Annotated in this window: 24 protein-coding genes and 1 riboswitch; of the genes, 7 read left to right on the top strand and 17 right to left on the bottom strand. The window is 41.8% G+C overall.

Annotation, left to right across the window (positions count from 1 at the left end):
• The first annotated feature begins 163 nt into the window (after positions 1–163).
• Positions 164–607, top strand: coding sequence for a CotY/CotZ family spore coat protein (locus tag NST65_RS05725; protein WP_024426462.1), 444 nt, complete (start codon positions 164–166; stop codon positions 605–607).
• Between the two features lie 35 nt (positions 608–642).
• Here the strand turns inward: NST65_RS05725 and NST65_RS05720 are convergent, their stop codons facing one another.
• The 10 genes from NST65_RS05720 to NST65_RS05675 form a co-directional block, all read right to left on the bottom strand.
• On the bottom strand, positions 643–1,329 hold the full coding sequence (locus NST65_RS05720) for a CotO family spore coat protein (RefSeq protein WP_034282029.1): 687 nt from the start codon (positions 1,327–1,329) through the stop codon (positions 643–645).
• Between the two features lie 114 nt (positions 1,330–1,443).
• On the bottom strand, positions 1,444–2,220 hold the full coding sequence (fabI, locus tag NST65_RS05715; protein WP_024425017.1) for an enoyl-ACP reductase FabI: 777 nt from the start codon (positions 2,218–2,220) through the stop codon (positions 1,444–1,446).
• A 150-nt stretch (positions 2,221–2,370) separates the two neighbouring features.
• Complete coding sequence (gene thiD / locus NST65_RS05710; protein WP_046310584.1) at positions 2,371–3,174, bottom strand: bifunctional hydroxymethylpyrimidine kinase/phosphomethylpyrimidine kinase; 804 nt, start codon at positions 3,172–3,174, stop codon at positions 2,371–2,373.
• 16 nt (positions 3,175–3,190) lie between these two features.
• Entirely contained in the window at positions 3,191–4,204 is a 1,014-nt protein-coding gene (locus NST65_RS05705; RefSeq protein ID WP_081124267.1) for a thiazole biosynthesis adenylyltransferase ThiF, read from the bottom strand.
• Entirely contained in the window at positions 4,201–4,968 is a 768-nt protein-coding gene (locus NST65_RS05700) for a thiazole synthase (RefSeq protein ID WP_081124266.1), read from the bottom strand. Before NST65_RS05700 ends, NST65_RS05705 begins: the two co-directional genes overlap by 4 nt.
• Positions 4,969–4,972: 4 nt before the next feature.
• Positions 4,973–5,176, bottom strand: coding sequence for a sulfur carrier protein ThiS (thiS, locus tag NST65_RS05695; protein ID WP_024426466.1), 204 nt, complete (start codon positions 5,174–5,176; stop codon positions 4,973–4,975).
• Complete coding sequence (gene thiO, locus NST65_RS05690; RefSeq protein WP_081124265.1) at positions 5,173–6,285, bottom strand: glycine oxidase ThiO; 1,113 nt, start codon at positions 6,283–6,285, stop codon at positions 5,173–5,175. The genes thiS and thiO overlap by 4 nt, the downstream gene beginning before the upstream one ends.
• On the bottom strand, positions 6,269–6,886 hold the full coding sequence (gene tenI / locus NST65_RS05685) for a thiazole tautomerase TenI (RefSeq protein WP_081124264.1): 618 nt from the start codon (positions 6,884–6,886) through the stop codon (positions 6,269–6,271). The genes thiO and tenI overlap by 17 nt, the downstream gene beginning before the upstream one ends.
• Positions 6,861–7,571: a thiaminase II gene (gene tenA / locus NST65_RS05680; RefSeq protein ID WP_095408208.1), complete on the bottom strand. Its 711-nt coding sequence runs from the start codon at positions 7,569–7,571 to the stop codon at positions 6,861–6,863. Before tenA ends, tenI begins: the two co-directional genes overlap by 26 nt.
• A 78-nt stretch (positions 7,572–7,649) precedes the next feature.
• A riboswitch (TPP riboswitch) is annotated at positions 7,650–7,759 on the bottom strand.
• Positions 7,760–7,818: 59 nt separating this feature from the next.
• Complete coding sequence (locus NST65_RS05675) at positions 7,819–9,660, bottom strand: monovalent cation:proton antiporter family protein (RefSeq protein ID WP_081124262.1); 1,842 nt, start codon at positions 9,658–9,660, stop codon at positions 7,819–7,821.
• Positions 9,661–9,822: 162 nt separating this feature from the next.
• Between NST65_RS05675 and prpE the strand changes: the two genes are divergently transcribed.
• Positions 9,823–10,566 (top strand): bis(5'-nucleosyl)-tetraphosphatase PrpE, encoded by a 744-nt coding sequence (gene prpE / locus NST65_RS05670; protein ID WP_081124261.1) that lies wholly within the window; start codon positions 9,823–9,825, stop codon positions 10,564–10,566.
• Positions 10,567–10,607: 41 nt separating this feature from the next.
• Here the strand turns inward: prpE and NST65_RS05665 are convergent, their stop codons facing one another.
• From NST65_RS05665 to NST65_RS05650, 4 genes are all read right to left on the bottom strand, one after another.
• Positions 10,608–11,501 carry an RluA family pseudouridine synthase gene (locus tag NST65_RS05665; RefSeq protein ID WP_065214459.1) on the bottom strand — a complete coding sequence of 298 codons (894 nt, stop codon included), beginning with the start codon at positions 11,499–11,501 and terminating at the stop codon, positions 10,608–10,610.
• 17 nt (positions 11,502–11,518) lie between these two features.
• On the bottom strand, positions 11,519–12,319 hold the full coding sequence (locus tag NST65_RS05660; protein WP_003211364.1) for an NAD kinase: 801 nt from the start codon (positions 12,317–12,319) through the stop codon (positions 11,519–11,521).
• Positions 12,320–12,382: 63 nt separating this feature from the next.
• The gene (locus NST65_RS05655) at positions 12,383–13,012 is read right to left on the bottom strand and encodes a GTP pyrophosphokinase family protein (RefSeq protein ID WP_024425028.1); all 630 of its coding nucleotides are present in this window, start codon (positions 13,010–13,012) and stop codon (positions 12,383–12,385) included.
• Between the two features lie 33 nt (positions 13,013–13,045).
• Entirely contained in the window at positions 13,046–13,411 is a 366-nt protein-coding gene (locus NST65_RS05650; protein ID WP_034282045.1) for a hypothetical protein, read from the bottom strand.
• Between the two features lie 235 nt (positions 13,412–13,646).
• On the opposite strand from NST65_RS05650, the gene NST65_RS05645 reads away from it, so the two are divergent.
• The 5 genes from NST65_RS05645 (at position 13,647) to NST65_RS05625 (ending at position 17,065) form a co-directional block, all read left to right on the top strand.
• A complete protein-coding gene (locus NST65_RS05645) occupies positions 13,647–14,225 on the top strand; it encodes a CYTH domain-containing protein (protein WP_111927235.1) in 579 nt (192 codons plus the stop codon).
• A gap of 21 nt (positions 14,226–14,246) precedes the next feature.
• Positions 14,247–15,014 carry a lytic transglycosylase domain-containing protein gene (locus tag NST65_RS05640; protein WP_111927233.1) on the top strand — a complete coding sequence of 256 codons (768 nt, stop codon included), beginning with the start codon at positions 14,247–14,249 and terminating at the stop codon, positions 15,012–15,014.
• Between the two features lie 275 nt (positions 15,015–15,289).
• Complete coding sequence (locus NST65_RS05635; protein WP_008355333.1) at positions 15,290–15,688, top strand: thiol management oxidoreductase; 399 nt, start codon at positions 15,290–15,292, stop codon at positions 15,686–15,688.
• A complete protein-coding gene (locus NST65_RS05630; protein WP_024425033.1) occupies positions 15,685–16,596 on the top strand; it encodes a ClpXP adapter SpxH family protein in 912 nt (303 codons plus the stop codon). The genes NST65_RS05635 and NST65_RS05630 overlap by 4 nt, the downstream gene beginning before the upstream one ends.
• 295 nt (positions 16,597–16,891) lie before the next feature.
• Positions 16,892–17,065 (top strand): hypothetical protein, encoded by a 174-nt coding sequence (locus NST65_RS05625; RefSeq protein WP_024425034.1) that lies wholly within the window; start codon positions 16,892–16,894, stop codon positions 17,063–17,065.
• A gap of 107 nt (positions 17,066–17,172) precedes the next feature.
• Here NST65_RS05625 and pepF read toward each other — a convergent pair whose 3' ends face one another.
• The 3 genes from pepF to cls all read right to left on the bottom strand — a co-directional run bounded on the left by pepF (position 17,173) and on the right by cls (position 22,057).
• Entirely contained in the window at positions 17,173–18,999 is a 1,827-nt protein-coding gene (gene pepF / locus NST65_RS05620; RefSeq protein ID WP_309300292.1) for an oligoendopeptidase F, read from the bottom strand.
• A 214-nt stretch (positions 19,000–19,213) separates the two neighbouring features.
• A complete protein-coding gene (locus NST65_RS05615; protein ID WP_111927231.1) occupies positions 19,214–20,374 on the bottom strand; it encodes a competence protein CoiA family protein in 1,161 nt (386 codons plus the stop codon).
• A gap of 162 nt (positions 20,375–20,536) precedes the next feature.
• The gene (cls, locus tag NST65_RS05610) at positions 20,537–22,057 is read right to left on the bottom strand and encodes a cardiolipin synthase (protein WP_342489346.1); all 1,521 of its coding nucleotides are present in this window, start codon (positions 22,055–22,057) and stop codon (positions 20,537–20,539) included.
• Between the last annotated feature and the right edge of the window lie 39 nt (positions 22,058–22,096).

Genomic DNA, 22,096 nt, shown 5'->3' with positions numbered 1-22,096 from the left:
TCCCCTTCCTCACGAATGACAGCCAATCATGCGGAGCAGTCAGCATAAGAAGCGGCTGCTTCCGCATTGGTTAAAAGTAGATGCATGAGCCGGCAAAGATAGCTTGAAGATGATGACAGTGCTCAAACACTCAAACAAATTTCCTAGTATAGGAGGGTTGAATATGAGCCGCAATCATTCATGGAGCTGTGTAACAGAGGCTGTTGAAAACATTAGCGACTTGCAAAATGCTGTCAAAGAAGATTGCCCGACCAGCTGTTACAGCAATCTCCTTTCTCCATCACATTCATTAGGTGACACTGTCCCGTTTGTTCTCTTTACATCCAAATCAAAACCATTCGTCGCATTCGGAAACGTCGGAGAAGTAGATGCAGGCCCTTGCTTCAGTACTGCATTTTTCAGAGTCGAACATATCTGTGATCACTGTGCAACACTCAGCTTGCTTATCGCATTTGACAAAGACCGTCATATTTTAGATTTTACAGATAAAGATTCCCTATGTGATGTGTTCCGATTAGAAAAATCGAAGTATTGTGTTGAAGTAGACCTTGACTGCTTCTGCGCAATCGAGTGCCTAAACCCAAGACTCATCAATCGTAACTGCTAACAAAAAAAGTCCCTAAATGGGACTTTTTTTATTAGTTAAAAACCTAGCGGGTGGATGGAAGAAATCTCAGCAATCGCTAATTCGACTGGATTTCCCCCGCCTGCTGTACGAATGATCACAGTATCATCTTTTCGATCCATGATGATCCCTCGATATGTTTTACCATCAGCTTCAATCAGACAAAGAGCCCTTGGCATATTATGAGGCAGTCTTGTGAGAAAATCGACTTTTTCATCAATACTCATCTGACTTAAAGGCTTTTTCACTCGTTTTCTTCTTGGTTCTTCTTTTGTTTCATGAAAGACACCTTCTGGCTGGTTTCCCTCTTCTTCTTGAGGCTCTCGCTTTTGTATGATCTCTGGTTCTTGTGTGATCTCTTGTTCCTGCGCAGGCTCGGCTTCTTGTGTAGCCTCTTGTTCCTGTGCAGGCCCTGCTTCTTGTGGGATCTCTTGTTCTTCTGTAAACTCAGCTTCTTGTGTTATTTCTCGTTCATGTTGAAGTTTAGGCGGCTCGGCTTCTTTTTTATGCTCTATTTCTTGAGCTGCAGGTTCCTCCTGCTTGCTTTCTTTGATCACATCTTTTGTATTGGGCTCACTTTCTGGCTGTTTTTCTGATTTCTTTCGCTTTCTCACAATATTTTGCATGGCCGGCTTTGATTCTTGATAGCTCGGCTGAACAATATACATCAGCGGCTTTTGATTCTCATCACCTTTATTTGACATACTAATCCCTCCCGAATGATTCATTCCTTATATATATGAACGGAGGCCTCAAATCAGAAGAAAAATAAAAAAACAGCATACCCTTCATCGGTATGCTGCAAGTCTTGTATTCGTTTAGCGGGCAATGATATGGAAGCCAGAATCAACATGCAGATTCTCACCTGTCATGCCGCGAGATAGATCACTGAATAAGAATAGAGCTGTATCGCCAACTTCTTCAGGAGTTGTTGTACGGCGGAGCGGTGCACGCTCTTCAATATCCTTCAGAATGGTATTAAAGCCGCTGATGCCTTTTGCAGATAACGTACGAATTGGACCAGCAGAAATACTGTTCACGCGGATGCCTTCTGCGCCTAAATCAGCTGCTAAATATTTCACACTTGCTTCAAGTGATGCTTTCGCTACACCCATTACGTTGTAGTTTGATACAACACGCTCTCCGCCTAGGTATGTAAGCGTCACAATGCTTCCACCCTCTGTCATTAATGGACGTGCTGCTTTTGCTACAGCAGTTAATGAGTATGCACTAATATTGTGCGCCAAAAGGAAACCTTCACGGTTCGTGTTCAAGTATTCGCCAACAAGCTCTTCCTTGTTTGCAAATGCAATGGCATGTGCAACGCCATGAATGACTTGTACTTTTTCTTTAATTGCAGCGAAACATTTTTCGATTTCTTCGTCACTTGTCACGTCACATGGAAGAATAATTGAATCATCACGCTCAAGTGTGCTTGCCAGCTCTTTTACCGATTCAGCAAGACGATCTCCAACATAAGTAAAAATCAAACGAGCTCCAGCTTCATGAAGTGAGCGGGCAATTCCCCAAGCGATGCTTCGTTTATTGGCAACACCCATCACCACGATATTACGGCCTTCTAAAGAAAAGTTCATATGTAATAAAGCCTCCTATTTTTTCAAGACATAGTATTAGTACCTGATCATAATATTATCACAGATCATAAGAGAATGACAATTTCCGCTGAAAGAAAGTTTCATTTTCACGAAAAAACCGCCCTCACAAGTGAAGACGGTTCGATTCGGTTATCGTTTGATTCTGTTTTGCTGATAAGCAAAGTGGTTCGTAGGCCCATGTCCAGATCCAATACGTAAAGGGAATTTAATGGCTTCATGGACAAAGGTTTCTGCTGTTTCAAAGGCTTCCTTCATCGAATATCCTTTCGCAATTTCAGCTGTTAATGCTGCTGCAAACGTGCAGCCTGTACCATGTGTATGCGGTGTATCAATATGTTCATTTGTGACTTCAATAAAGCCTTTTCCATCATACAGCAGGTCTGAAATCATCCCATCAGATGGACCATGGCCGCCTTTGATCACGACATGTTTCGTGCCAAGCTCATAAAGACGCTCCGCTGCCACATAGCGGTCCTCTTTCGTCTGAATACGTATGCCTGTTAGTACTTCTGCCTCAGGAAGATTCGGTGTTACAGCATAGCTGACAGGCAGCAAGTGTGTTTTCATCGCAGAGACCGCATCTTCATTTAATAAAGAGGCCCCTCCTTTTGCGATCATGACTGGATCTACAATCAGCTTCATTTCATATTGAACCGTTTTTTCAGCTACTATTTTAATCATGTCTGCACTCCACAGCATCCCTGTTTTGACGGCATCTGGCAGTAAGTCTTCTGCCACTGCATCTATTTGACGCTCTAACGCCTCAATTGAAAGCGGGTATATCCCGTGAACACCTAGTGTGTTTTGCGCAGTAATCGCTGTGATCGCAGACATTCCGTACACACCGAGCTCCTGAAAAGTTTTCAAATCTGCCTGAATGCCTGCTCCGCCGCCAGAATCAGAACCCGCGATTGTGAATGCTTTTTTGATCATTTCTTCACACCTCTCATTAGCCAATCCATTGATGATAAATAGTTCTTGCTTTGGCAATATCATTCGTACCATGAACAAGTGCTCTGCCATCTTTAAATAAGACAAGCTTAAACTCATCCTTTTGACACGAAAGCAAATATGGATTCTCAAGCACATCCATTCCTGCCCTCTTTAACCGAAGAGCTACTTCATGTAAAGGCGGCGGTGTTTCTGCTGCACTGCGGATTTGTACCGTATTGCGGCCGCATAGTACATCTGCCTTCGCTCTCTTGTCATATGAAAGAAATGGATAGGTCTTCAGTCCACAGCTTGGACATTGCTTCTTCTTTAAAGACGCGGCCGATCGAATATCAGACCGTTCATTTTTCCATAAATCGAAGGATTTTAAAATTGGCGTCACTTGATGTCCTGTTAAATATTTAAGTGCATCTGCCACTTGATATGCGGCCACCTGCTGCACAACTGGACTGATGATACCTGCAGTATCACATGTCATGCCTTGTGCAGGTAAATGTTCAAGCAGACAGTGTAAACACGGCGTCTCACCAGGAATCACAGTGAATTGAATGCCGTAACTTGCTACACAGGCACCATAAAGGAACGGAATTTGATGTTTGACAGCGGCATCATTTGCGATCATTCTCACCTCAAAATTATCCGCTGCATCGACAATGATTGAAGCCTCACTGACAAGTTCGTCAATATTGTGAGCAGTCACATCGATTACGATTCCTTTGATGTGCACGTCACTGTTTACTTGCTTGAGTCTTTTTTCAGCCGCCACAGCTTTTGGCAGCCGATCCTTCACGTCTTGCTCCGTGTAAAGCTGCTGACGCTGAAGGTTGCTCCATTCAATATAATCTCGGTCCAAAATGGTGACAGAACCAACGCCGGCACGAACGAGCATTTCAGCACTTGCGGTTCCAAGTGCCCCCGCTCCAACAATAACTGCCTTTGAGTCATTTAGCCGCTTTTGACCCTCTGTTCCGATTGGCTGAAAAAGCTCCTGGCGTGAATAACGAGTGCTCAAAATGACGGCATTCCTTCCTGTGGACTGCTCGCTGTCCCATAGTTTTTTAGCGGAATACGTCCTGCCTCAAAGCCTAGTCTTCCTGATTCAATCGCCAGTTTCATTGCTTTTGCCATTTTCACAGGATCCTTTGCACCGGACACAGCGGTGTTTAGTAATACAGCGTCAGCTCCAAGCTCCATCGCATAAGCTGCATCCTTCGGAGAACCTACGCCAGCATCAACAATGACCGGCACCTTCGCCTGCTCGATAATAAATGAGAGATTCAGAGGATTTAGTAAGCCTTGGCCTGAACCAATCGGTGAAGCACCAGGCATGATGGCATGGACACCGAGTTCTTCTAATTTTCTTGCCAGCACCACATCATCAGATGTATATGGCAGCACGATAAATCCTTCTTCGAGCAGCATTTCAGATGCTTTTAATGTTTCAACTGGATCTGGCAGAAGAGACCTTGAACAGCCAATGACTTCTACCTTGATCATGTCACAAAGCCCAGAAGCCTTTGCTAAACGGGCAATACGCACTGCCTCTTCTGCTGTACTTGCTCCAGCTGTATTCGGAAGCAGCGTATATTTTGATAAATCAAGCTGCTCCAAAAAATTAGGCTGAGATGCTTCGAATATGTTCATTCTTCTGACAGCAAAGGTTAAAATTTCGGCTTCCGATACGTTCACCGCTTCTTTTTGAACCTCAAATGATGGGTACTTTCCTGTTCCTAGTAATAGTCTTGATGTGAATGTTTTTCCGCCAATGTGCAGCATTCGATCATCCTCCTCCTACGAAATGAACGATTTCAATCGTGTCATTTGGTTGAATTTCTACTTGTTGAAACGCTTCTTTATCAATGATTTCATGGTTCTTTTCAACGATCACCACACGGTTTTCAAGCTGATAGGCTGATAGCAGATCATAGATCGTTCCATTCTCTTGATCGAAATCAACGATTCTGCCATTCAATTGAATCTTCATACGAATAGTGCCTCCTTTCGTCCAATACGAAACGCATGAAGCCATTCCTCTTTGACCGGTTCGTCTAATATCAGGTCACGAATGATTTCTCCAGTAATCGGCGCTAGTAAAATACCGTTCCTGTAATGCCCTGCAGCAAAAAGAATACGCTTGTCTTCTGGATGTCTTCCGATATAAGGATGCCGGTCGTTTGTCGCCGGACGAAGGCCAGCCCAGCACTCTTCAATCGGCATCTCCTTAATAGAAGGCATAAGCTGAGACGCCTTTTGAATCACAGCTTCCATGCCGCCAAGCGTTGGAACAGCCTGCCACTCGTTTGGCTTCATTGTTGCGCCGATAACAAGCTTTCCGCTATCTCGCTGAACGATATAACAATGATCATGATAAATGGTGTGTGCGAGCGCCGGACCATTATTCCATACAGACACACATTCCCCTTTTACTGGATAAAGAGAATGAGATAATCCGAGTTCTTCAAAAAAACGGCCAGACCATACACCACTTGCGACTGTCAGGTCATCACATGTGAATGTGCCCTTCGTTGTTCTGACAGTTAACGCTTCTTTGTCCCGCTTCACTTCGATCACAGGTGTACACTCTTTCACATCTGCCCCGTACCGGACAGCCGCCTGCCATAAAGCCCTGCATACAGCGTAAGGTTCCACATGCACATCCTCTTCAATCAAACCTGCTCCCAGCATGTGATCTGTAACTTGAGGCATGCATTTTTTTACGCTGCTTGCGTCAAGCCATTTAAATGTAGACAAATGCTGCATCCGGCAAAGGGCTTGTTTCTCTTCTTCTGTAAAGGCGACCTTCATGATACCGCCCGCTGAAGTTCGAATATCAATGCCTGATTCATGAAGAAGATCGACTTTTAATTTTTCGTACAATGCCTGGCTTGCTCTGCCTGCCTGAAAGAAAACATCCTCATGACCCTCTCCTTCCGCATGTGCACCGAGCATCCCGGCAGCCGCACTTGTCGTTTGCTTCCCTATCTCATTCGCTTCAAATAAGACCACCTGTTTTCCTGCTTTTGCAAGGTGATAAGCGATGGACATCCCTATGATTCCACCACCAATGATTGCAACGTCATAATGCTTTTTCATAAGGATTCTCCTTTACCTTTTCAGAAAATGCTTGTGCCATCATACGCGGCTGATGATGAGCAAAAATCCCAGACATGACAGCAATTCCTTTCACATTTGCCTGTTTCAATTCTGGAACTCGTTCTGGGGTCACCCCGCCGATGGCCACCACTGGAATTGTTAGTGCAGAAGTCAGTTTCTTCACAAGCTGTACACCTCTTGCCTGAAGTCCTGGTTTACAAGAGGTGGCATATACGTGCCCAAACATGACATACTCTGCTCCATTTTTCTCTGCTGCTTTCGCTTCTTCTATCGAATGGACAGATACTCCCGCATGAAGGTGAGGAAATTTTTTTCGCAGCTCTTTTGGCGAAAAGCTGTGGCCCGGGAGATGCACCCTGTGAATATTGGTAAGCAGCGCAACGTCTACTCGGTCATTGATGACGAGCTTTTCTTTCGGCACACCTTCTAAAAGGAGATTTTTCACGAGATCAACAAGCTCACTTGCTGTTTTAGACCGTTCCCGAATATGAATAAAATCCACTTCAGACGCAATGGCTTTTATTTGTTTGATCAGTTCACCCGCAGGAAGGGAATCATTTGTCACTGCGTGGAGTTCCATTTGCACCAACCCCATCTAAGCATGCTGTTTGCCACATTTCTTTTTGATACGCCATCTCCCAGAAGTGATATTCGTAATAGCTTGAAATCACAAAATTTTCTTTCATATTGGCCCGTACATGTTCTGGTGCTTTTTCCGCGAGTTCATCAAAGCGGTTCACCTGTTCGAAGACAAGTTCCTTAAACCAATCGCCTCCATATGTCAAAATCCATTCTTGATAAATCGGATGGTCAGGTGTTGTTTGTTTCAGCTTTTCACCTACCTCATAATAGAGCCAGTAACATGGTAATAACGCGGCTAAAATCTCTTCAAACCGTCCGCTTTTTACAGATCGGTACATATGAGAGGTATACGCATAAGCAGTGGGAGAAGGCTTAAAGTTCTCAATGGCTTCATCAGAAATCTGCAGAAGCTCTGTAAATTTCCTATGCAGCGACAGCTCTGCTTCATACGTGCCCTGAGCATGATACGCCATTCTGCCCGTCGTATGTAAGTCCTCACTAATCGCCGCTCCATATGCCTGCACCTTTGCAAAATGAGTTAAATAATACGAATCCTGCATCACGTAATAGGTGAAACGATCGAGTGAAAGTGTGCCATCTCCAATCCCTTTGACAAAAGGATGTGTAAAGCTTCCATTCCACCATGTTGCTGCAGCCTCTTTACATTCTGTTGAAAACGTCATGTTCCTCTCCTCCTGTTTTTCCATATAAAAAAGCCACTTTCCGCGTGGAAAGTGGCTTGGAATTTGTAAAAAGCATAGTCAAAAACCGCACCACTTCCCTACGCAGGTATGAACCTGTTCAGGTAATGAGGGTCTAAAAGTCGACACTTTTATCTCAGCCCTTTTAAAGGACTCCCCTAGTGGATCAAATATATGATGTTGTACCTCTATCTTAATCAGGAATTGTTCATTGGTCAAGGGTTCATTGTCATTCTAATTGGGCTCTTAGTCCTGCCACATACTCACGAGAGCCCGATACAAGCACACGGTCGCCGCTTCTGAGTGTCGTATCTCCATGCGGTACTAAGCTGTCTATCCCTCTGAAAATACGGACAAATACCAAATCACCGGTGAAAGGAAATTCTCTCAGCATGACATTATGATAACGATGATTGTTCATTTGAATTTGATACAAAGAAGAATCCTCATTTGTTAGCAATCGAATCGCATCAGGTGCTTCAATCAAAGCTCTTAGCACCGTTTTAGATGACAGGAAAGTAGAAAACGTATCAATTCCCGCTTCCTTCAATGTCAGCTCTGCCTCTGCTTTGTTGACACTTGCAATGACTTGTTTTGAACCTTCTTCTTTTGCAAATAAAGCAATTTCCTTATTTTTCGTCTCACTGCCTGTTGCGACGACAAGGACATCCTCTTGGCCAACGCCTGCCTTTCTCAGCGTCTCATCGTCGTATTGTTCAATTGATTCGACTTCAAAGATAGAGTCTGCCAGCAGTGCTTCCTTATTTTCTTGAAAAACATGCAAAATCCGAATGTCATATTCATCCTGATGTAAGTCAAGTGTGACAGGTAAGGTCAGCTGATTTGCTCCAATAAAGGTCACACGCTTCTTATGGATTGCCGCTTGTTCTTTTTTAAACAGCGCTTTAAACCAAACAGGTGTTAAAATACTCGTTAGCACAGCAACTAAAATCAGCGCCCCTGACATTTTATGATCAATGACACCGAGCCGCTCACCAATCGTCGCAGCTGCAATGACGAGAGATAGCGTTGAAGTTAATAAAAAGCCGGAGCCAATGACCTTTTTCATGTCATACCATTTTTTCAAATAAAGAATCGGAATGAGCTTACTTATAAGCAGCGCAATAAACAGCAGCGGAATCATGATCATGATGTTTGGGTCCTTAAACAGTGCCCATATATTCAGATCTACTCCGACCATCACAAAAAAGATCGGGATTAAAAATCCATAGCCAAATGAGTCCAGCTGCTGAACGAGCTCTTTATTTGGTGAAAGAAGGGACACAAGCACGCCAGCTAAAAACGCCCCTAGAATATTTTCAGCCCCGAGTGATTCAGATAAGGCAACTAAGACTATAATGAGAGTAAAGATTGCCCTTGTCCCAATTTGCACGGTCCCTTTAGACATCGACTGAAAAATTGACTTTGTCTTAAATACGCGGCCAAATAAATAAAGAAGAATGCCTGCAGCAAATAATAAGAGCAGGAGCCACATGTTCCCTGTTCCATCTCCATAAATGGAGGAAAACACAGCAAGCAAAATCATCGTGACCAAATCGGCAATGACAGCTACAAGCAGAATGATTTGACCGATATTCGTCTGCATCAACTTTTCCTCTTTTAAAGTTGGGACCACTACGCCTAATGAGATGGTAGAGATAATGAGCGTCATTAAAAAGGCATTTTGGATAAACCCTGCGAGTACAAACGCATAGGACAGAATAAAAGAAATACAAAATACCCCAAGAAAAATAATGGTGGCAGCTTTAAATGTATTTGGTTCTTTTAAACCATTTGGAAGTTCTCGTGCTTTCTTCTTTGACTCAAAAGAAGAAAAATCTATTTCAAGTCCACTTAAAAACATCAGAAAAATAAAACCGAGCATGGATAATGTATCTAACCACGCATCATGTTCGACAACCAGTTGAAGACCGCTTTTCCCAATGATGAGCCCCATGATGATTTCAGCTACAACGACCGGAATGGTCAGCTTAAATCGGTGCAATAAAATAGGGGTGAAAAAGGCGACAATGATAACGACAACGAGTGATGAAACAGATGTATGCTCCATTGGCTAAAGCCTCCTAACATTCATGTTTAATTTTTTAAGTCTTACGTTAAAGCATTGATTCTAACAATTGCCCAAATGAAATGAAAGCCATTCGTTATATTTTCTAAAATTCAAACTTCTTTATATCCGACGAATGGATGAAAAAAATCAGGAGGAAACCTTATGAAATTCGATATTATTGGCGATATCCACGGCTGCTACGAAGAGCTGCTTACCCTCATACACAAACTAGGATATGAACTCAAACATGGATTACCCGTCCATCCTGATAAGAGAACGCTGGCCCTTGTTGGTGATCTAACAGATCGTGGACCTCAGTCAGTAGACGTCATGCGATTTGTCATTCATGCCTATTCACACGGCGCAATCCGCTATGTACCTGGCAACCATTGCTTTAAGCTTTATCGTTACTTAAAAGGAAATCCCGTCAAATTGCTTCATGGCATCGAAACCACAGTGAACGAAGTAAAAAAACTGCCAATTCACGAACAAAACAAATTGTCACATGAATTTAAGCAGTTATTCGAGAAGGCTCCGCTTTATGATGTACTCATTCCTGATGAGCTGATCATTGCACACGCAGCGATGAAGGAAAAGGATATTGGAAAAAAGCCGAATAAACAGATGCGGTCCTATCTATTATTTGGTGCCGTCACTGGAGAAACATGGCCAGATGGACGGCCTGTTCGGAAGGACTGGGCAAAGGAGTATCACGGAAAACCGTGGATTGTGTATGGCCATACACCAGTAAAAGAACCTCGGTTCGTTGGCAGAACCGTCAATATTGACACAGGCTGCGTATTTGGCAACCAGCTGTCTGCCCTCACATACCCTGAGCTTAAAACAGTCTCTGTTCCTTCATCTATGCCTTATGACGATTCAAGGTTTCAGCATTTCACATCATAAAAAAACCCGGCCCTGCGCTGCAGGTGACCGGGTTTCTCTATTTAAAAAAGCAATGATTTCATATCATCAGGAAGCGGGGCTGAAAATGTCATTTGCTCACCTGTCATCGGATGAGGAAATACAAGGGTTTCACTATGCAGTGCCTGCCGGTCTATCCGCTCGGTCGTTCCGCCATACAGCGTATCTCCGATGAGCGGATGCCCAAGAAATTGCATATGAACACGAATTTGATGTGTTCTCCCAGTTTCAAGTGAGAGAGACACATCCGACATGTTCAACTCAGCGATTACCGCTCGCACGAAATAATGCGTCACTGCGTCCTGCCCAGTATCATCAACCATCCGCTCGATAATACTATCCCCTTTTCGGGCAATTTTTGCAGCGATCGTTCCATGTTTTTCTGTGATCATGCCATGTGTAAACGCTCTGTATGTTCGCTTAACCGCTCCACTTTTTTGCGCCTTTGATAAAAGGCTATGGGCAAAGCGATGCTTCGCCACAAGCATGACGCCAGATGTGTCACGATCAAGACGGTTCACCAAATGGACCGTATGCCGAACAGACTGCTTGGCATAATGATGCAGCAATCCATTCGCAATACTGTGCTCAGGGTGCTCCCGAGAAGGGATTGAAGGAATATACGGCCTTTTATTCAGCACAAGGACATGCTCGTCCTCAAATATAATATCAAGTGGAATCGGTGCAGGCTTTAGTCCTTCACTCACTTTTTCCTCGGGAAATAAAATGGTGAGCCTGTCCCCTTCATGCAGCTCGCACTTCACGGTAACATGCTCTCCATTAATGAGGAGGTCACCGCCAGCAAACTTAATATCTGTCAGCATTCTTTTCGAAATGCCAAGATCAATTAAATATTCCTTTAAAAGCAGCCCTTCTTCTTTGGCTGTTATGGTTTTGTTTAACGTAAAGTATTCCAGCGGGAACAACCTCTTTCTTATTCTCCTTTTCCGATAAAGGAATCTTGCACCCTTTTCCAAAACGGAAACGGTCTAAATCTGGCAAAACGGACATTCTCGTCTGCCACCCGGCATTGAATGGATTTGACGTCTTTATGAAGCAGTGTTAAATGATCAATGGTCACCTGAAAATCCACATCATTCCTCGGCTTAATCACACAAGTATGGTGGTCAGGCAAAATAAGCGGTGAACCGACCGTCCGAAACACTCGGTTGTTGATTGAAGCCATTTCTGCCAGCTGAATGGCTCTAATGGAAGGGTGAATAATGGCGCCACCTAGTGCCTTATTATAGGCCGTACTGCCAGATGGTGTAGACAAACAAAGACCGTCACCTCTAAATGTTTCAAACAGCTGGCCTCTGATTTCAACATCTGCCACAAGTGTCCCTTCCATACTTTTAATTGTACATTCATTCATTGCTAAATATTTCTCTTCTCTGCCGCCGTCGTTGTATCTGACAATGACTTCTAAGATCGGATATTCCACAATATGATAAGGCGTTTTCGCAATGGCTAAGACGAGTTTTTCAATTTCACTCGGCACCCAGTCAGCATAAAAGCCAAGATGACCTGTATGAACACCGACAAAAGCCGTTTCATTTAGACGATCGCTATAACGGTGAAACGCATAAAGAAGGGTGCCGTCTCCACCAACCGTAATGACAAGATCCGGTTCCTCTTCATTTAGTTCCATACCAAAATCCAATAAGTAGGTCTGAATTTTACTTTTGAGCGTGTCAGATACAGAATTCCCTTTTGAAGAAACTGCAAATTTCATGAATTCTTCTCCTTTTTCACCTTGCTGCTATGAGAGGGCAGCATCATATTTGATCAAACTGGCTCAGCTGTCGTTTTTCTTTTTCCGGGAAAATGCCACTTGTGCTTCTTGAATTTCCCCTCTAATTTCGGACATTTCTTCATCGAGACGAGAAGCTGCCTCAGATGCTCTTTGAAGGCGCAGCTTGACCTTCTCCGGGATGTTCCCGCTATATTTATAATTCAGAGAATGCTCAATGGTCGCCCAAAAGTTCATCGCAAGCGTACGAATTTGGATTTCGACGAGGAGCTGTTTCTCTCCGCTTACGGTTTGCAGCGGATATAACACAACAAGGTGGTAAGAGCGGTATCCGCTTTCTTTATGTTCTGCAATATAGTCGCGTTTATCTACAACCACAAAATCTTTACGTGACTGGAGCATTTTTTTCACGACTTGTATATCTTCTACAAACTGGCACATAATGCGAAGCCCAGCAATATCCTGCATCGTTTCAATCTCATGCATCGGGATGTTTTTACGCTTTGCCTTTTCTAATATGCTGGCAACGGGTTTCACTCGGCCTGTGACAAATTCTACTGGTGAATGGTCATCCTCGAATTCATACAGCTTTCGAATGCCTTTTAGTTTCACTTTTAGTTCTTCGACTGCTTGTTTATACGGTGCGAGGAATTGATCCCATTGTTTTTTGTCCATGAAACTTCCCCCAATTCCATATACCTAATTATTTCAGAGGAATGTGCTTTTCACTTTCTCTTCCATATCTCCGTAATTGGCATTGTCTTTAATATTGTCGATTAAATAATGTAATTCCTGTTGAAGCTGAATGAGTTCCAGTGAATGTTCATCTGATGCCAAATAGACAGGGATGTCACGATTCATTGCTTCTTTTAATGGAGCCCATGTATGTTCCCCTAAAATAAGATACGAAAAGGACTCCTCGGTTTCAAGTATGTAAACGAACGCAAAGTGATCAGAATCAACAAGCATTTGTCCTGATGCTTTTGCTTTTTGGATTTGCTCTTCTGACTGGATTGTCAAAATCAGCCTGTCTTCTTTTAAAGTTGCTTCTGTGATTTCAATTCTGTTTTGCATCATGATCTCCTTTACAACAAAGTACAGCTTTATTTTATCATATCAAGTTCAATATTGATAAACCGAACTTTTTGAGAAAATCCTGTTTTTCTCTTTTAAATGATCCTTTCCCAAGATTCTTCATTCATTTTGTCCATACCTAAATTGAAAATAGAGAGAAAAAAACAGTCTTTTACATGTTGAACACACTTCATGTACAATAATCATATTTCCTCTAATGAAAGGTTGATGTCAAATGGCACAGGAAATTGAAATCGAACTAAAGCAATTATTAATGAAAGAAGAATTTGAACAGCTGAAACAGCATTTTCAATTGAAGGATGCGGATTTCCATACGCAAACCAACTATTATTTTGATACACCTCAATTTGATATAAAATCTCAATTGGCTGCATTAAGAATGAGAGAAAAAAACGGTCAATGGGTGCTCACATTAAAGGAACCACATGAAATAGGCTTGCTCGAAACCCACCAAACGATTGCTCCCCCTTCTCAACTTGACGATTTTAAGCTGCCAGAAGGTGAAGTTGCAGACAGATTAGACCACCTGAACATTCTAAAGGATCAAATTGTGTACTTTGGTTCACTTGAAACGTCAAGAGCAGAAAAAATGATCCAAGAAGGCTTAATTGTTTTGGATCACAGCCGATATTTAACAGTAGAGGACTATGAACTTGAATTTGAAGTGAGCGACCTGGAAATCGGACAAGCCGCTTTCTCCGAATTGCTCCGCAAATTTCATATTCCAGTACGAAACACGAAAAACAAAGTCGTTCGTTTTTATGAAGAAAAAATGAAAACACAGAATAGATGAATTCCTTGAAGGAGGAACATGATGAACGTCAATCAACTTCAATCCTTTATGCAGCTTCAAGCGCTTAAAACGTTACAGACAGATCCAGCACAAACGCAAATGTCTGGGGGTCAAGAATCGAATGCCCAAGCTTCATTTCAGTCGCTGCTGCAAGATTTTTTAGGCGGATCGGAATTATTACGTCTCCCGCTTTCCATCTCAGCTTTTTTGGGCACGGATCCATCAACGGCTCCAAACACGCAATATGCGCGTACAAACCCATATTTATCTGCCACTTCCGGCAGTGATCAGCTTGAGGCCCAATCTTTATATGCAAATGACAATCAATTAAATACAGCGAATGGCATTGGAAATGTCTTAAACAACAGCTACACGCCGCCGCTTCAAAAGGCTGTCTCAAGTAGCTCATCATCAAAAGAGATTAATCAAATCGTGTCACAAATGGCTCAAAAGCATGGCGTTCCCGAAAAGCTGATTCACGCGGTCATCAAGCAGGAATCCGGCTACCGCTCAAATGCTGTCAGCCATGCAGGTGCGCTTGGACTCATGCAGCTCATGCCATCTACTGCTAAATCACTTGGCGTCAACAATGCCTTTGATGCGTCCCAAAACATTGAAGGCGGAACGAAGTATTTAAAACAAATGCTCAATAAATATAACGGAAATATCTCACTCGCCTTAGCTGCCTATAATGCAGGCTCAGGAAATGTAGATAAATACGGGGGCATTCCTCCATTTAAAGAAACACAAAATTATGTCAAGAAAATCACAGCTCAATATTTCGCTTAAACCGAAGAGAATAACCTCTTCGGTTTTTTGTATGTCGCTTTTCCCCCTTTTTTGACTGAATGTGTTATGATATGGTCAATTGATCACAGAATCCGATTCTCTCTTTATTTTGAGCAGACCAAAGCGGTTTGTTTGTGGAATTGAGATGAGGTTGTTAAAATAAGTACAAGAATAGAAACAATAAAATAGAACAAACTGAATATCACTTTTGAAATAAATGAAATGCGCAATAGGGTGAGTCATCCTATTAACTACGAGTAAAAGGAGTAGTCAACATGGTACAATCGTTTAACGCACCTTACGAAGCGGTTGGAGAGGAACTTCTATCGCAACTTGTTGATACTTTTTATGAAAATGTAAAGTGTCATCCTTTGCTTCATCCTATTTTCCCGGATGACTTAAAAGAAACAGCAAGAAAACAAAAACAGTTTTTAACGCAATATTTAGGCGGACCACCGCTTTATACAGAAGAGCATGGCCACCCAATGCTGCGGGCGAGACACCTCCCTTTTCCGATTACTGAGGAGCGGGCTGACGCATGGCTTGAATGCATGGAGGATGCAATGGATCAAGTAGGATTAACCGGCGATATTCGTGACTTTTTATTTGAACGGCTTTCTCTGACGGCTCGTCATATGGTCAACCAAACACCTGAAAAGGATGGACGATCTTGAGCTGCAATACGCACGATCAATATTTCTCACACTGTCACGGACATCCTCAAAAGCCGATTGAAATCTATGTATTCATTGATCCTCTAAGCCCAGACTGCTGGTTATTAGAGCCATCCATTAAAAAGTTGAAAATGAAATATGGCCGTTTTTTCACTTTACGAACGGTAACAAGTTCTAGTATTAATGCTTTGAATCGGAAAAGAAAGAAACATTTACTGACTGAAGCATGGGGGAAATTTGCCACTAAAACGCAGACTAAAAAAGAACAAATGCTGTCTGAACAAATTGTGACATCACCCTACCTCGCCTCACTCGCACTAAAAGCAGCGGAGCTTCAAGGCAGAAAATGCGGAATGAAATTTTTGCGTCTTATTCAAGAATCACTTTTTTGCCATCAGCAAGATGTCACAAGTGAGCAGGTACTGATAGAAAATGCAAAAAGTGCTGGTCTGGACATCGAGGAATTCCAGCGCGACATTCATTCTCAAAGTGCTGTGAAAGCACTGCAATGTGATATGAAAATTGCAGCTGAAATGGACGTATCTGAGCTTCCGACCTTCGCCTTTTTTAATACCGTAAATGGAGATGAAGGATTAAAAATTTCAGGTGCCTACTCTTATGATATATACGAGGAAATCCTTTTTGAAATGATTGGTGAAAAACCAACACCATCAGAACGTCCTCCAATTGAATGGTTTATTGCTTACTTTCAATTTGCTTCCGCAAAAGAGATAGCCGTTGTCTATGACCTGACGCTTGAAGAAGTTGAACGAGAAATGAAGAAGCTGGCTTTCGCTCAAAAGGTAGAACGTGTACAAGTGCAGCAAGAAATGTTTTGGCGCTATAAAGAGAATGACCACCATACAGATCTTGATGTCTATCGCTGTGAAAATGAACATGGGTGCTGACCCATGTTTTTCTTTACTCCAAAAAGGAACATTCGTTCCATTTATAAACACGAAGAAACCGCGCCGGGATAAGCGCGGTTTCACTATGTCTTAACGACAACAAAGGGGATGGGAGAAATTTTTCACGGTCAAACAAAGGGGTAATGTTTGTATGTGATTAATTTCACATCTGTAGTATATCAAATTTTGTCGACTTATGACAACAGATATACTATATGTTCATATTTTTGTCACAAAACATAAGAGGGTTGTCACTTTCATATAGTAAAAGTAACAAAAAAATGGGGGGATCTGCATGCGCAGCACAACTATTGGACTTGTTGCCATTGGCTTATGTTTCTTTTTAAATATATTAGGCTTAATGAAGATGCTTCCTCTTTATTTGACGTCTCCACTCTTATTTGCTTCGATTCTTTTTACGCTTTATCGAATGAATCACCGTAAGACCTTTAGAGGTTTTAAAGGTTGATGATTGACAAGGAACGGCCTCGACATCTGAAGAGGTCTTTTTTTATGAGAAAAAAACTCCTGTCAAAAGATGAGATAGCACTCACACGTCTGACAGAAGTCTTTTCATTACTCACCTGTTTTGGAGATGAGCTCTTCCATTTCTTTTAGTTTTTCTTCGAACAATTGACATGCTGCTTCGATTGGTTCTTTAGAAGCCATATCAACCCCTGCTTTTTTCAGCACATTGATTGGATAATCAGAGCTTCCTGCTTTAAGGAAATCGGTGTAGCGCTCTACCGCTGGTTTTCCTTCTTGTAAGATTTGCTTGCTTAATGCCTGCGCCGCACTATAGCCTGTCGCGTATTGATACACATAATAGTTGTAATAAAAATGAGGGATTCTCGTCCACTCTAATCCAATTTCCTTATCAACCACCATGCCGTCACCAAAGTACTTCTTGTTCAGGTCGTAATAAAGGTTTGTCATAAATTCTGGCGTTAAAGCCTCTCCTTCTTGTGCTTTCACATGAATAAGATGCTCAAACTCAGCAAACATCGTTTGTCTGAATACCGTTCCTCTAAATCCTTCTAACAAGTGGTTTAACACATACAAACGCTGCTTTTTATCGTCTAAATGATTGAGCAGGTATTCGCCTAGTAACGCTTCATTTGTAGTGGAAGCCACTTCAGCTACAAAGATACTATAGTTTCCATACGGATATGGCTGGTGCTTTCTTGTATAGTAGCTGTGTACAGAATGCCCAAATTCGTGAGCGAGTGTAAACAAATTATCAATATTATTTTGCCAGTTCATGAGGATATATGGATTTGTACCATAGCTCCCAGATGAATAAGCACCGCTTCGTTTCCCTTTATTCTCATAAACGTCTACCCAGCGATTGTCGAGTCCTTCTTTTAACACGGACACATATTCTTCTCCTAATGGCGCTAACCCTTTCAGCATATAATCCTTTGCTTCATCATAGGTGAGCTTCATGCCAGCATCTTTCACAAGTGGTGTATACAAGTCGTAATTGTGCACTTCATCAAGCTTTAATACCTTTTTACGCAATTCAATATAGCGGTGTAATAACGGTAAATATTGATGAACTGTATCAATTAGATTGTCATACACTTCTTCCGGGATACTGTTTCGTGATAATGCTGCTTCTCTTGCGGATTTGTAATTTCGCACTTTTGCATAAAAATTATCCTTTTTAATCGAACCGCTCAGTGTAGAAGCAAGTGTATTCTTATACTGATCATACGTTTTATACACAGCTTTAAAGGCATTTCTTCTCACTTCACGATCATCACTATTTAAAAATGTGATGAAGTTGCCGTGGGTAATCTTCTTTTCCTCCCCATTCTCATCCTTTACAGAAGGGAACGAAATATCGGCGTTGTTAAACATACTAAAGGTAGTAGATGAAGATGAAAGTGGTTCAGATGCCTCAGCTAATAAAGCTTCTTGCTCTTCACTTAATATATGTGGACGCTCTTTATTAATTTCTTCGAGAGCATGTGAATACAGTTTTAATTCTTCTTTTTCTAGTATGAATTGCTGCAATTTATCTTCTTGGATCGATAAAATCTCTGGAACAATATAAGCAGATGTACTAGACAGCTGTGTAAATAGATTCGATGCCTTATCATTTAACGCCTGAAATGATGAGTTCGTTGTATCTTCATCATATTTCATGTGCGCATATGTATAAAGCTTGCCAAGCTTTTCAGAAAGTTGATCCTGAAAGGTGAGGGCTTCATACAGAACATCAGCAGAATGGGCCAGCTTTCCTTTAAACTGGGCCAGCTTCGGAATTTCTTTTTTGACCGCTTCGAATTCCTTGTTCCATGCATCGACGCTTTCAAAAATATCTTCAAGACGCCATTTGTTTTCTTCTTTTACTTCGCTTCTGTCTGGTAAATGATTGTTTTTGTTTTGTGAAGTCATATGAATCCCCCTTGCATGAGTTGTGTTAAACCAACCTTTCGGAAAGTGAAAGAAATTGGTGTTGTATTTATCTTCTTTGTTTTGAACTATATTTGTCAAATCATATGCAGAAATAAATACCAAACAGACTAAAAAAATGAGGAAAAAGCGTTTCTTTTGATTCAATAGCAACACCACCTTTTTCTTATCATGATCAAAGTGGTCATGAAACATGCTAATGAAATAAGAAAGCATCTCGTTTTAACACTTCATCTAGTGTTCGTATAGGCATTTGATTCGACGATACTTCATAATTACCCTCTTTCGTCATATGTAAAAACCCTTGTCTTACAAGCGCATTTACATATGCAGTGACCACCTCTTTTATTTCTTCTCTTGAAACATCGCCATATCGGAGTTTCACTTCTTTCATTTGCACACAGCGATTGATTTCCATCATCAGCTGTTGAATCGTCACTCTTCCGCTTCCTTTTTTCCGCATCATCCAATCATAGAGACACCCTTGCCAAACATACACGGGACTTGTAAAGATATACGCTTCTTGCACCGGAATAAATAATTCAGTTGGCAAAAAAGGGAATGCCGTATGATGATGCTCATAAAAAATATTTCTCAAACGTTTGCTTTCATTTGATAAACTGCGAGGAGGACGCTGCCTAAATTGCTGTATACATTTAATCCATTGTTGGTTTACTTGTCGCTTGCTGGAAGGCAGAGATAGAAGTGCCGGAATATCACGGTATGCTGAAGGTGGTCTGACAGTCATGGCCGCACATATTTTCGTTGGTTGAAACACGAGGAATTGATCAAGATGGATGAACCTTTTCTGGATCGGGCAGAAAAAAATCAAGCGCCTTTCCTCTGATTCCCTTAAAATTCCCCAATGAATGGAGGAGAAAGAAAAAAGCTGGGCAGATTTTCGGTTTAAACGATTTGCCCCTATCATCCATATGGGAAAGAGCCCTGCCTCGCGGAGACCTGCTGTTCTTCTGCGAAGCTCTTGCCGGGAAATATTTGCACATTGAAATTCAATTGCATAGTTTTCATTTCCTATAGAGACGGTCACATCAGGACGCTGATGAATATTTGACATATACTTTTCCAGCGCCGGTCTATGTCCAAGCCCCTTCAGCCAATTCATAATGGCTTCCTTTCCCGCCTGATGATAAGCCGTTTCGCCTGAAGCTAACGGACATGCTGTCAGCTGTTTATGCGCAAAATGATAGACACGATGCTCCCCTAGCTTTAATTGCACTTCCTCCCTGCACTCAGGACAATAAAATTTGCACGTCGTTCTTACATGCTCCAAACGGCTTTTCGATAGATGATGTGTCATTCGGATAAGCTTACCGTTATCCATAATTGCTGCATTCATTCAGTTCGCCCCTCGCTCTTTGATGAGCGTATTATAGCTTGTTCGTCTTTAAGGAAGCGAATAGACAAAATGAATTTTTATCGTGTCAAAAGATGATTTTACTGATCATTTCCTTAGTAAAATCAAAAATCCCCCTTATAGAAAAGGGGGAAAATACAATCTTTATAAAAGTGGTGATAATAATCTTGCTGTTGATTCAAACAGTCTGACCCCCAAGGGTCTCTTTGCAAACTCTTCTGGAACAATTTCATGTGACTGCTCTAAATCACCTAAGAAATCATTGACGAGCTTCTCGGTGCTTTTTGTTTTATAGAGGAAGGCATTCACTTCAAAGTTCAAATGAAAGCTTCTCATATCCATGTTTGCCGTTCCTATCGAAGCCAGCTCGCTATCCACAATAATAAATTTACTATGCATAAAGCCTTGATCATACTCGTATACCTTTGCTCCTGCGTCAAGAAGCTCCGGGAAGTATGAACGAGATGCATGGAAAACAATCCGTTTATCTGGATTCTTTGGAGCAATAATCCGTACTTCTACTCCGCTCAATGCGGCAATTTTCAATGCGGACAAAATATCATCATCCGGCACAAAATACGGTGAAGCGATCCAGATGGACTTTTTGGCGGAGATGATCATGGAGAAAAAGAGATTTTTAATGACCTCCCACTGCTTGTCAGGCCCGCCAGCAATCATTTGTACGCCTTCTGTTGTACTCTCAAGGTGGCTGAAATCTTTGAAATAGTCCACACCAGAGCATCTTTCATTCGTCATATAGTACCAATCCTGCATGAAAATCTGCTGGAGGTCACGAACAGCTTCGCCCTTAATCATCAAATGAGTATCACGCCAAAATCCATATTGTCTGCTTCTGCCCATGTATTCGTCTCCAATGTTAAGCCCGCCGACAAATCCCACTTCCCCATCAATTACGACAATTTTTCTATGATTTCGGAAGTTGATTTTATTATTTAAAAGGGGGAGCCTTACTGGTAAAAACGGAACAATCTGAACGCCAGCCTTTTCTAGGTCAGCAATATATTGACGGGAGAGCTTTAAGCTTCCTACATCGTCATATAAAAAGCGGACAATCACGCCATTTTTCGCTTTTTCAATGAGAATGTCCTTTAATTCTTGGCCAAGGTCGTCGTGGCGGAGAATGTAATATTCTAAATGAATGTGATGAGTTGCTTTTTTAATCTCTTCAAAAATATGAGAGAATGTTTCTTCACCATTGGTTAAGACTTTAGAGGACGTGCGATATGTAATAGGAGTATGTCCGAGTCTGTGGGCCAGCTTAAATAAGAGCTGCTGATGATCACCCATATGCGTCATTTTTTCAATCGCTTCTCTATGGATACGTTCATCTTCCTGAATTAATTTCTCGTCCAATACCGCCTTCTTTTCAAACAGCCGGCGCTTTTTGATATTGCGTCCAAAGAAAATGTAGAACAAAAAGCCGAATAACGGAAAGCTGCCAAGCAGGACAAGCCATGTAATCGTTTGAGACGGATTCCGGTTCTCCAAGAAAATAACAAATCCGATGAAAATAATCGATAAAGTAAATAGAACACTCACAGAACTTAATACACTTACCGCTAAATCACCGACAATCAATTGGATAATTAAATAAGCACCTACCGTAATGATTAGAAAAAATAGAACTTTGACTACATTTCTCATTTCATTTTTCTCCTTGCCGATCTCTTTATTTATCTATTC

This window comes from Bacillus sp. FSL P4-0248 (genome assembly GCF_038593305.1).
Lineage (GTDB): Bacteria > Bacillota > Bacilli > Bacillales > Bacillaceae > Bacillus > Bacillus safensis.
The sequence above is the reverse complement of the archived record's forward strand: the minus strand, read 5'-3'. Positions and strand labels throughout refer to the sequence as shown.

Excerpts from the sequence above, each read along its gene's own strand:
- NST65_RS05725 (WP_024426462.1), top strand. The coding sequence starts at position 164 with ATGAGCCGCAATCATTCATGGAGCTGTGTAACAGAGGCTGTTGAAAAC.
- NST65_RS05720 (WP_034282029.1), bottom strand. The coding sequence starts at position 1,329 with ATGTCAAATAAAGGTGATGAGAATCAAAAGCCGCTGATGTATATTGTT.
- fabI (WP_024425017.1), bottom strand. The coding sequence starts at position 2,220 with ATGAACTTTTCTTTAGAAGGCCGTAATATCGTGGTGATGGGTGTTGCC.
- thiD (WP_046310584.1), bottom strand. The coding sequence starts at position 3,174 with ATGATCAAAAAAGCATTCACAATCGCGGGTTCTGATTCTGGCGGCGGA.
- NST65_RS05700 (WP_081124266.1), bottom strand. The coding sequence starts at position 4,968 with ATGCTGCACATTGGCGGAAAAACATTCACATCAAGACTATTACTAGGA.
- thiS (WP_024426466.1), bottom strand. The coding sequence starts at position 5,176 with ATGAAGATTCAATTGAATGGCAGAATCGTTGATTTCGATCAAGAGAAT.
- thiO (WP_081124265.1), bottom strand. The coding sequence starts at position 6,285 with ATGAAAAAGCATTATGACGTTGCAATCATTGGTGGTGGAATCATAGGG.
- tenI (WP_081124264.1), bottom strand. The coding sequence starts at position 6,886 with ATGGAACTCCACGCAGTGACAAATGATTCCCTTCCTGCGGGTGAACTG.
- tenA (WP_095408208.1), bottom strand. The coding sequence starts at position 7,571 with ATGACGTTTTCAACAGAATGTAAAGAGGCTGCAGCAACATGGTGGAAT.
- NST65_RS05675 (WP_081124262.1), bottom strand. The coding sequence starts at position 9,660 with ATGGAGCATACATCTGTTTCATCACTCGTTGTCGTTATCATTGTCGCC.
- prpE (WP_081124261.1), top strand. The coding sequence starts at position 9,823 with ATGAAATTCGATATTATTGGCGATATCCACGGCTGCTACGAAGAGCTG.
- NST65_RS05660 (WP_003211364.1), bottom strand. The coding sequence starts at position 12,319 with ATGAAATTTGCAGTTTCTTCAAAAGGGAATTCTGTATCTGACACGCTC.
- NST65_RS05655 (WP_024425028.1), bottom strand. The coding sequence starts at position 13,012 with ATGGACAAAAAACAATGGGATCAATTCCTCGCACCGTATAAACAAGCA.
- NST65_RS05650 (WP_034282045.1), bottom strand. The coding sequence starts at position 13,411 with ATGCAAAACAGAATTGAAATCACAGAAGCAACTTTAAAAGAAGACAGG.
- NST65_RS05645 (WP_111927235.1), top strand. The coding sequence starts at position 13,647 with ATGGCACAGGAAATTGAAATCGAACTAAAGCAATTATTAATGAAAGAA.
- NST65_RS05640 (WP_111927233.1), top strand. The coding sequence starts at position 14,247 with ATGAACGTCAATCAACTTCAATCCTTTATGCAGCTTCAAGCGCTTAAA.
- NST65_RS05635 (WP_008355333.1), top strand. The coding sequence starts at position 15,290 with ATGGTACAATCGTTTAACGCACCTTACGAAGCGGTTGGAGAGGAACTT.
- NST65_RS05625 (WP_024425034.1), top strand. The coding sequence starts at position 16,892 with ATGCGCAGCACAACTATTGGACTTGTTGCCATTGGCTTATGTTTCTTT.
- pepF (WP_309300292.1), bottom strand. The coding sequence starts at position 18,999 with ATGACTTCACAAAACAAAAACAATCATTTACCAGACAGAAGCGAAGTA.
- NST65_RS05615 (WP_111927231.1), bottom strand. The coding sequence starts at position 20,374 with ATGAATGCAGCAATTATGGATAACGGTAAGCTTATCCGAATGACACAT.
- cls (WP_342489346.1), bottom strand. The coding sequence starts at position 22,057 with ATGAGAAATGTAGTCAAAGTTCTATTTTTTCTAATCATTACGGTAGGT.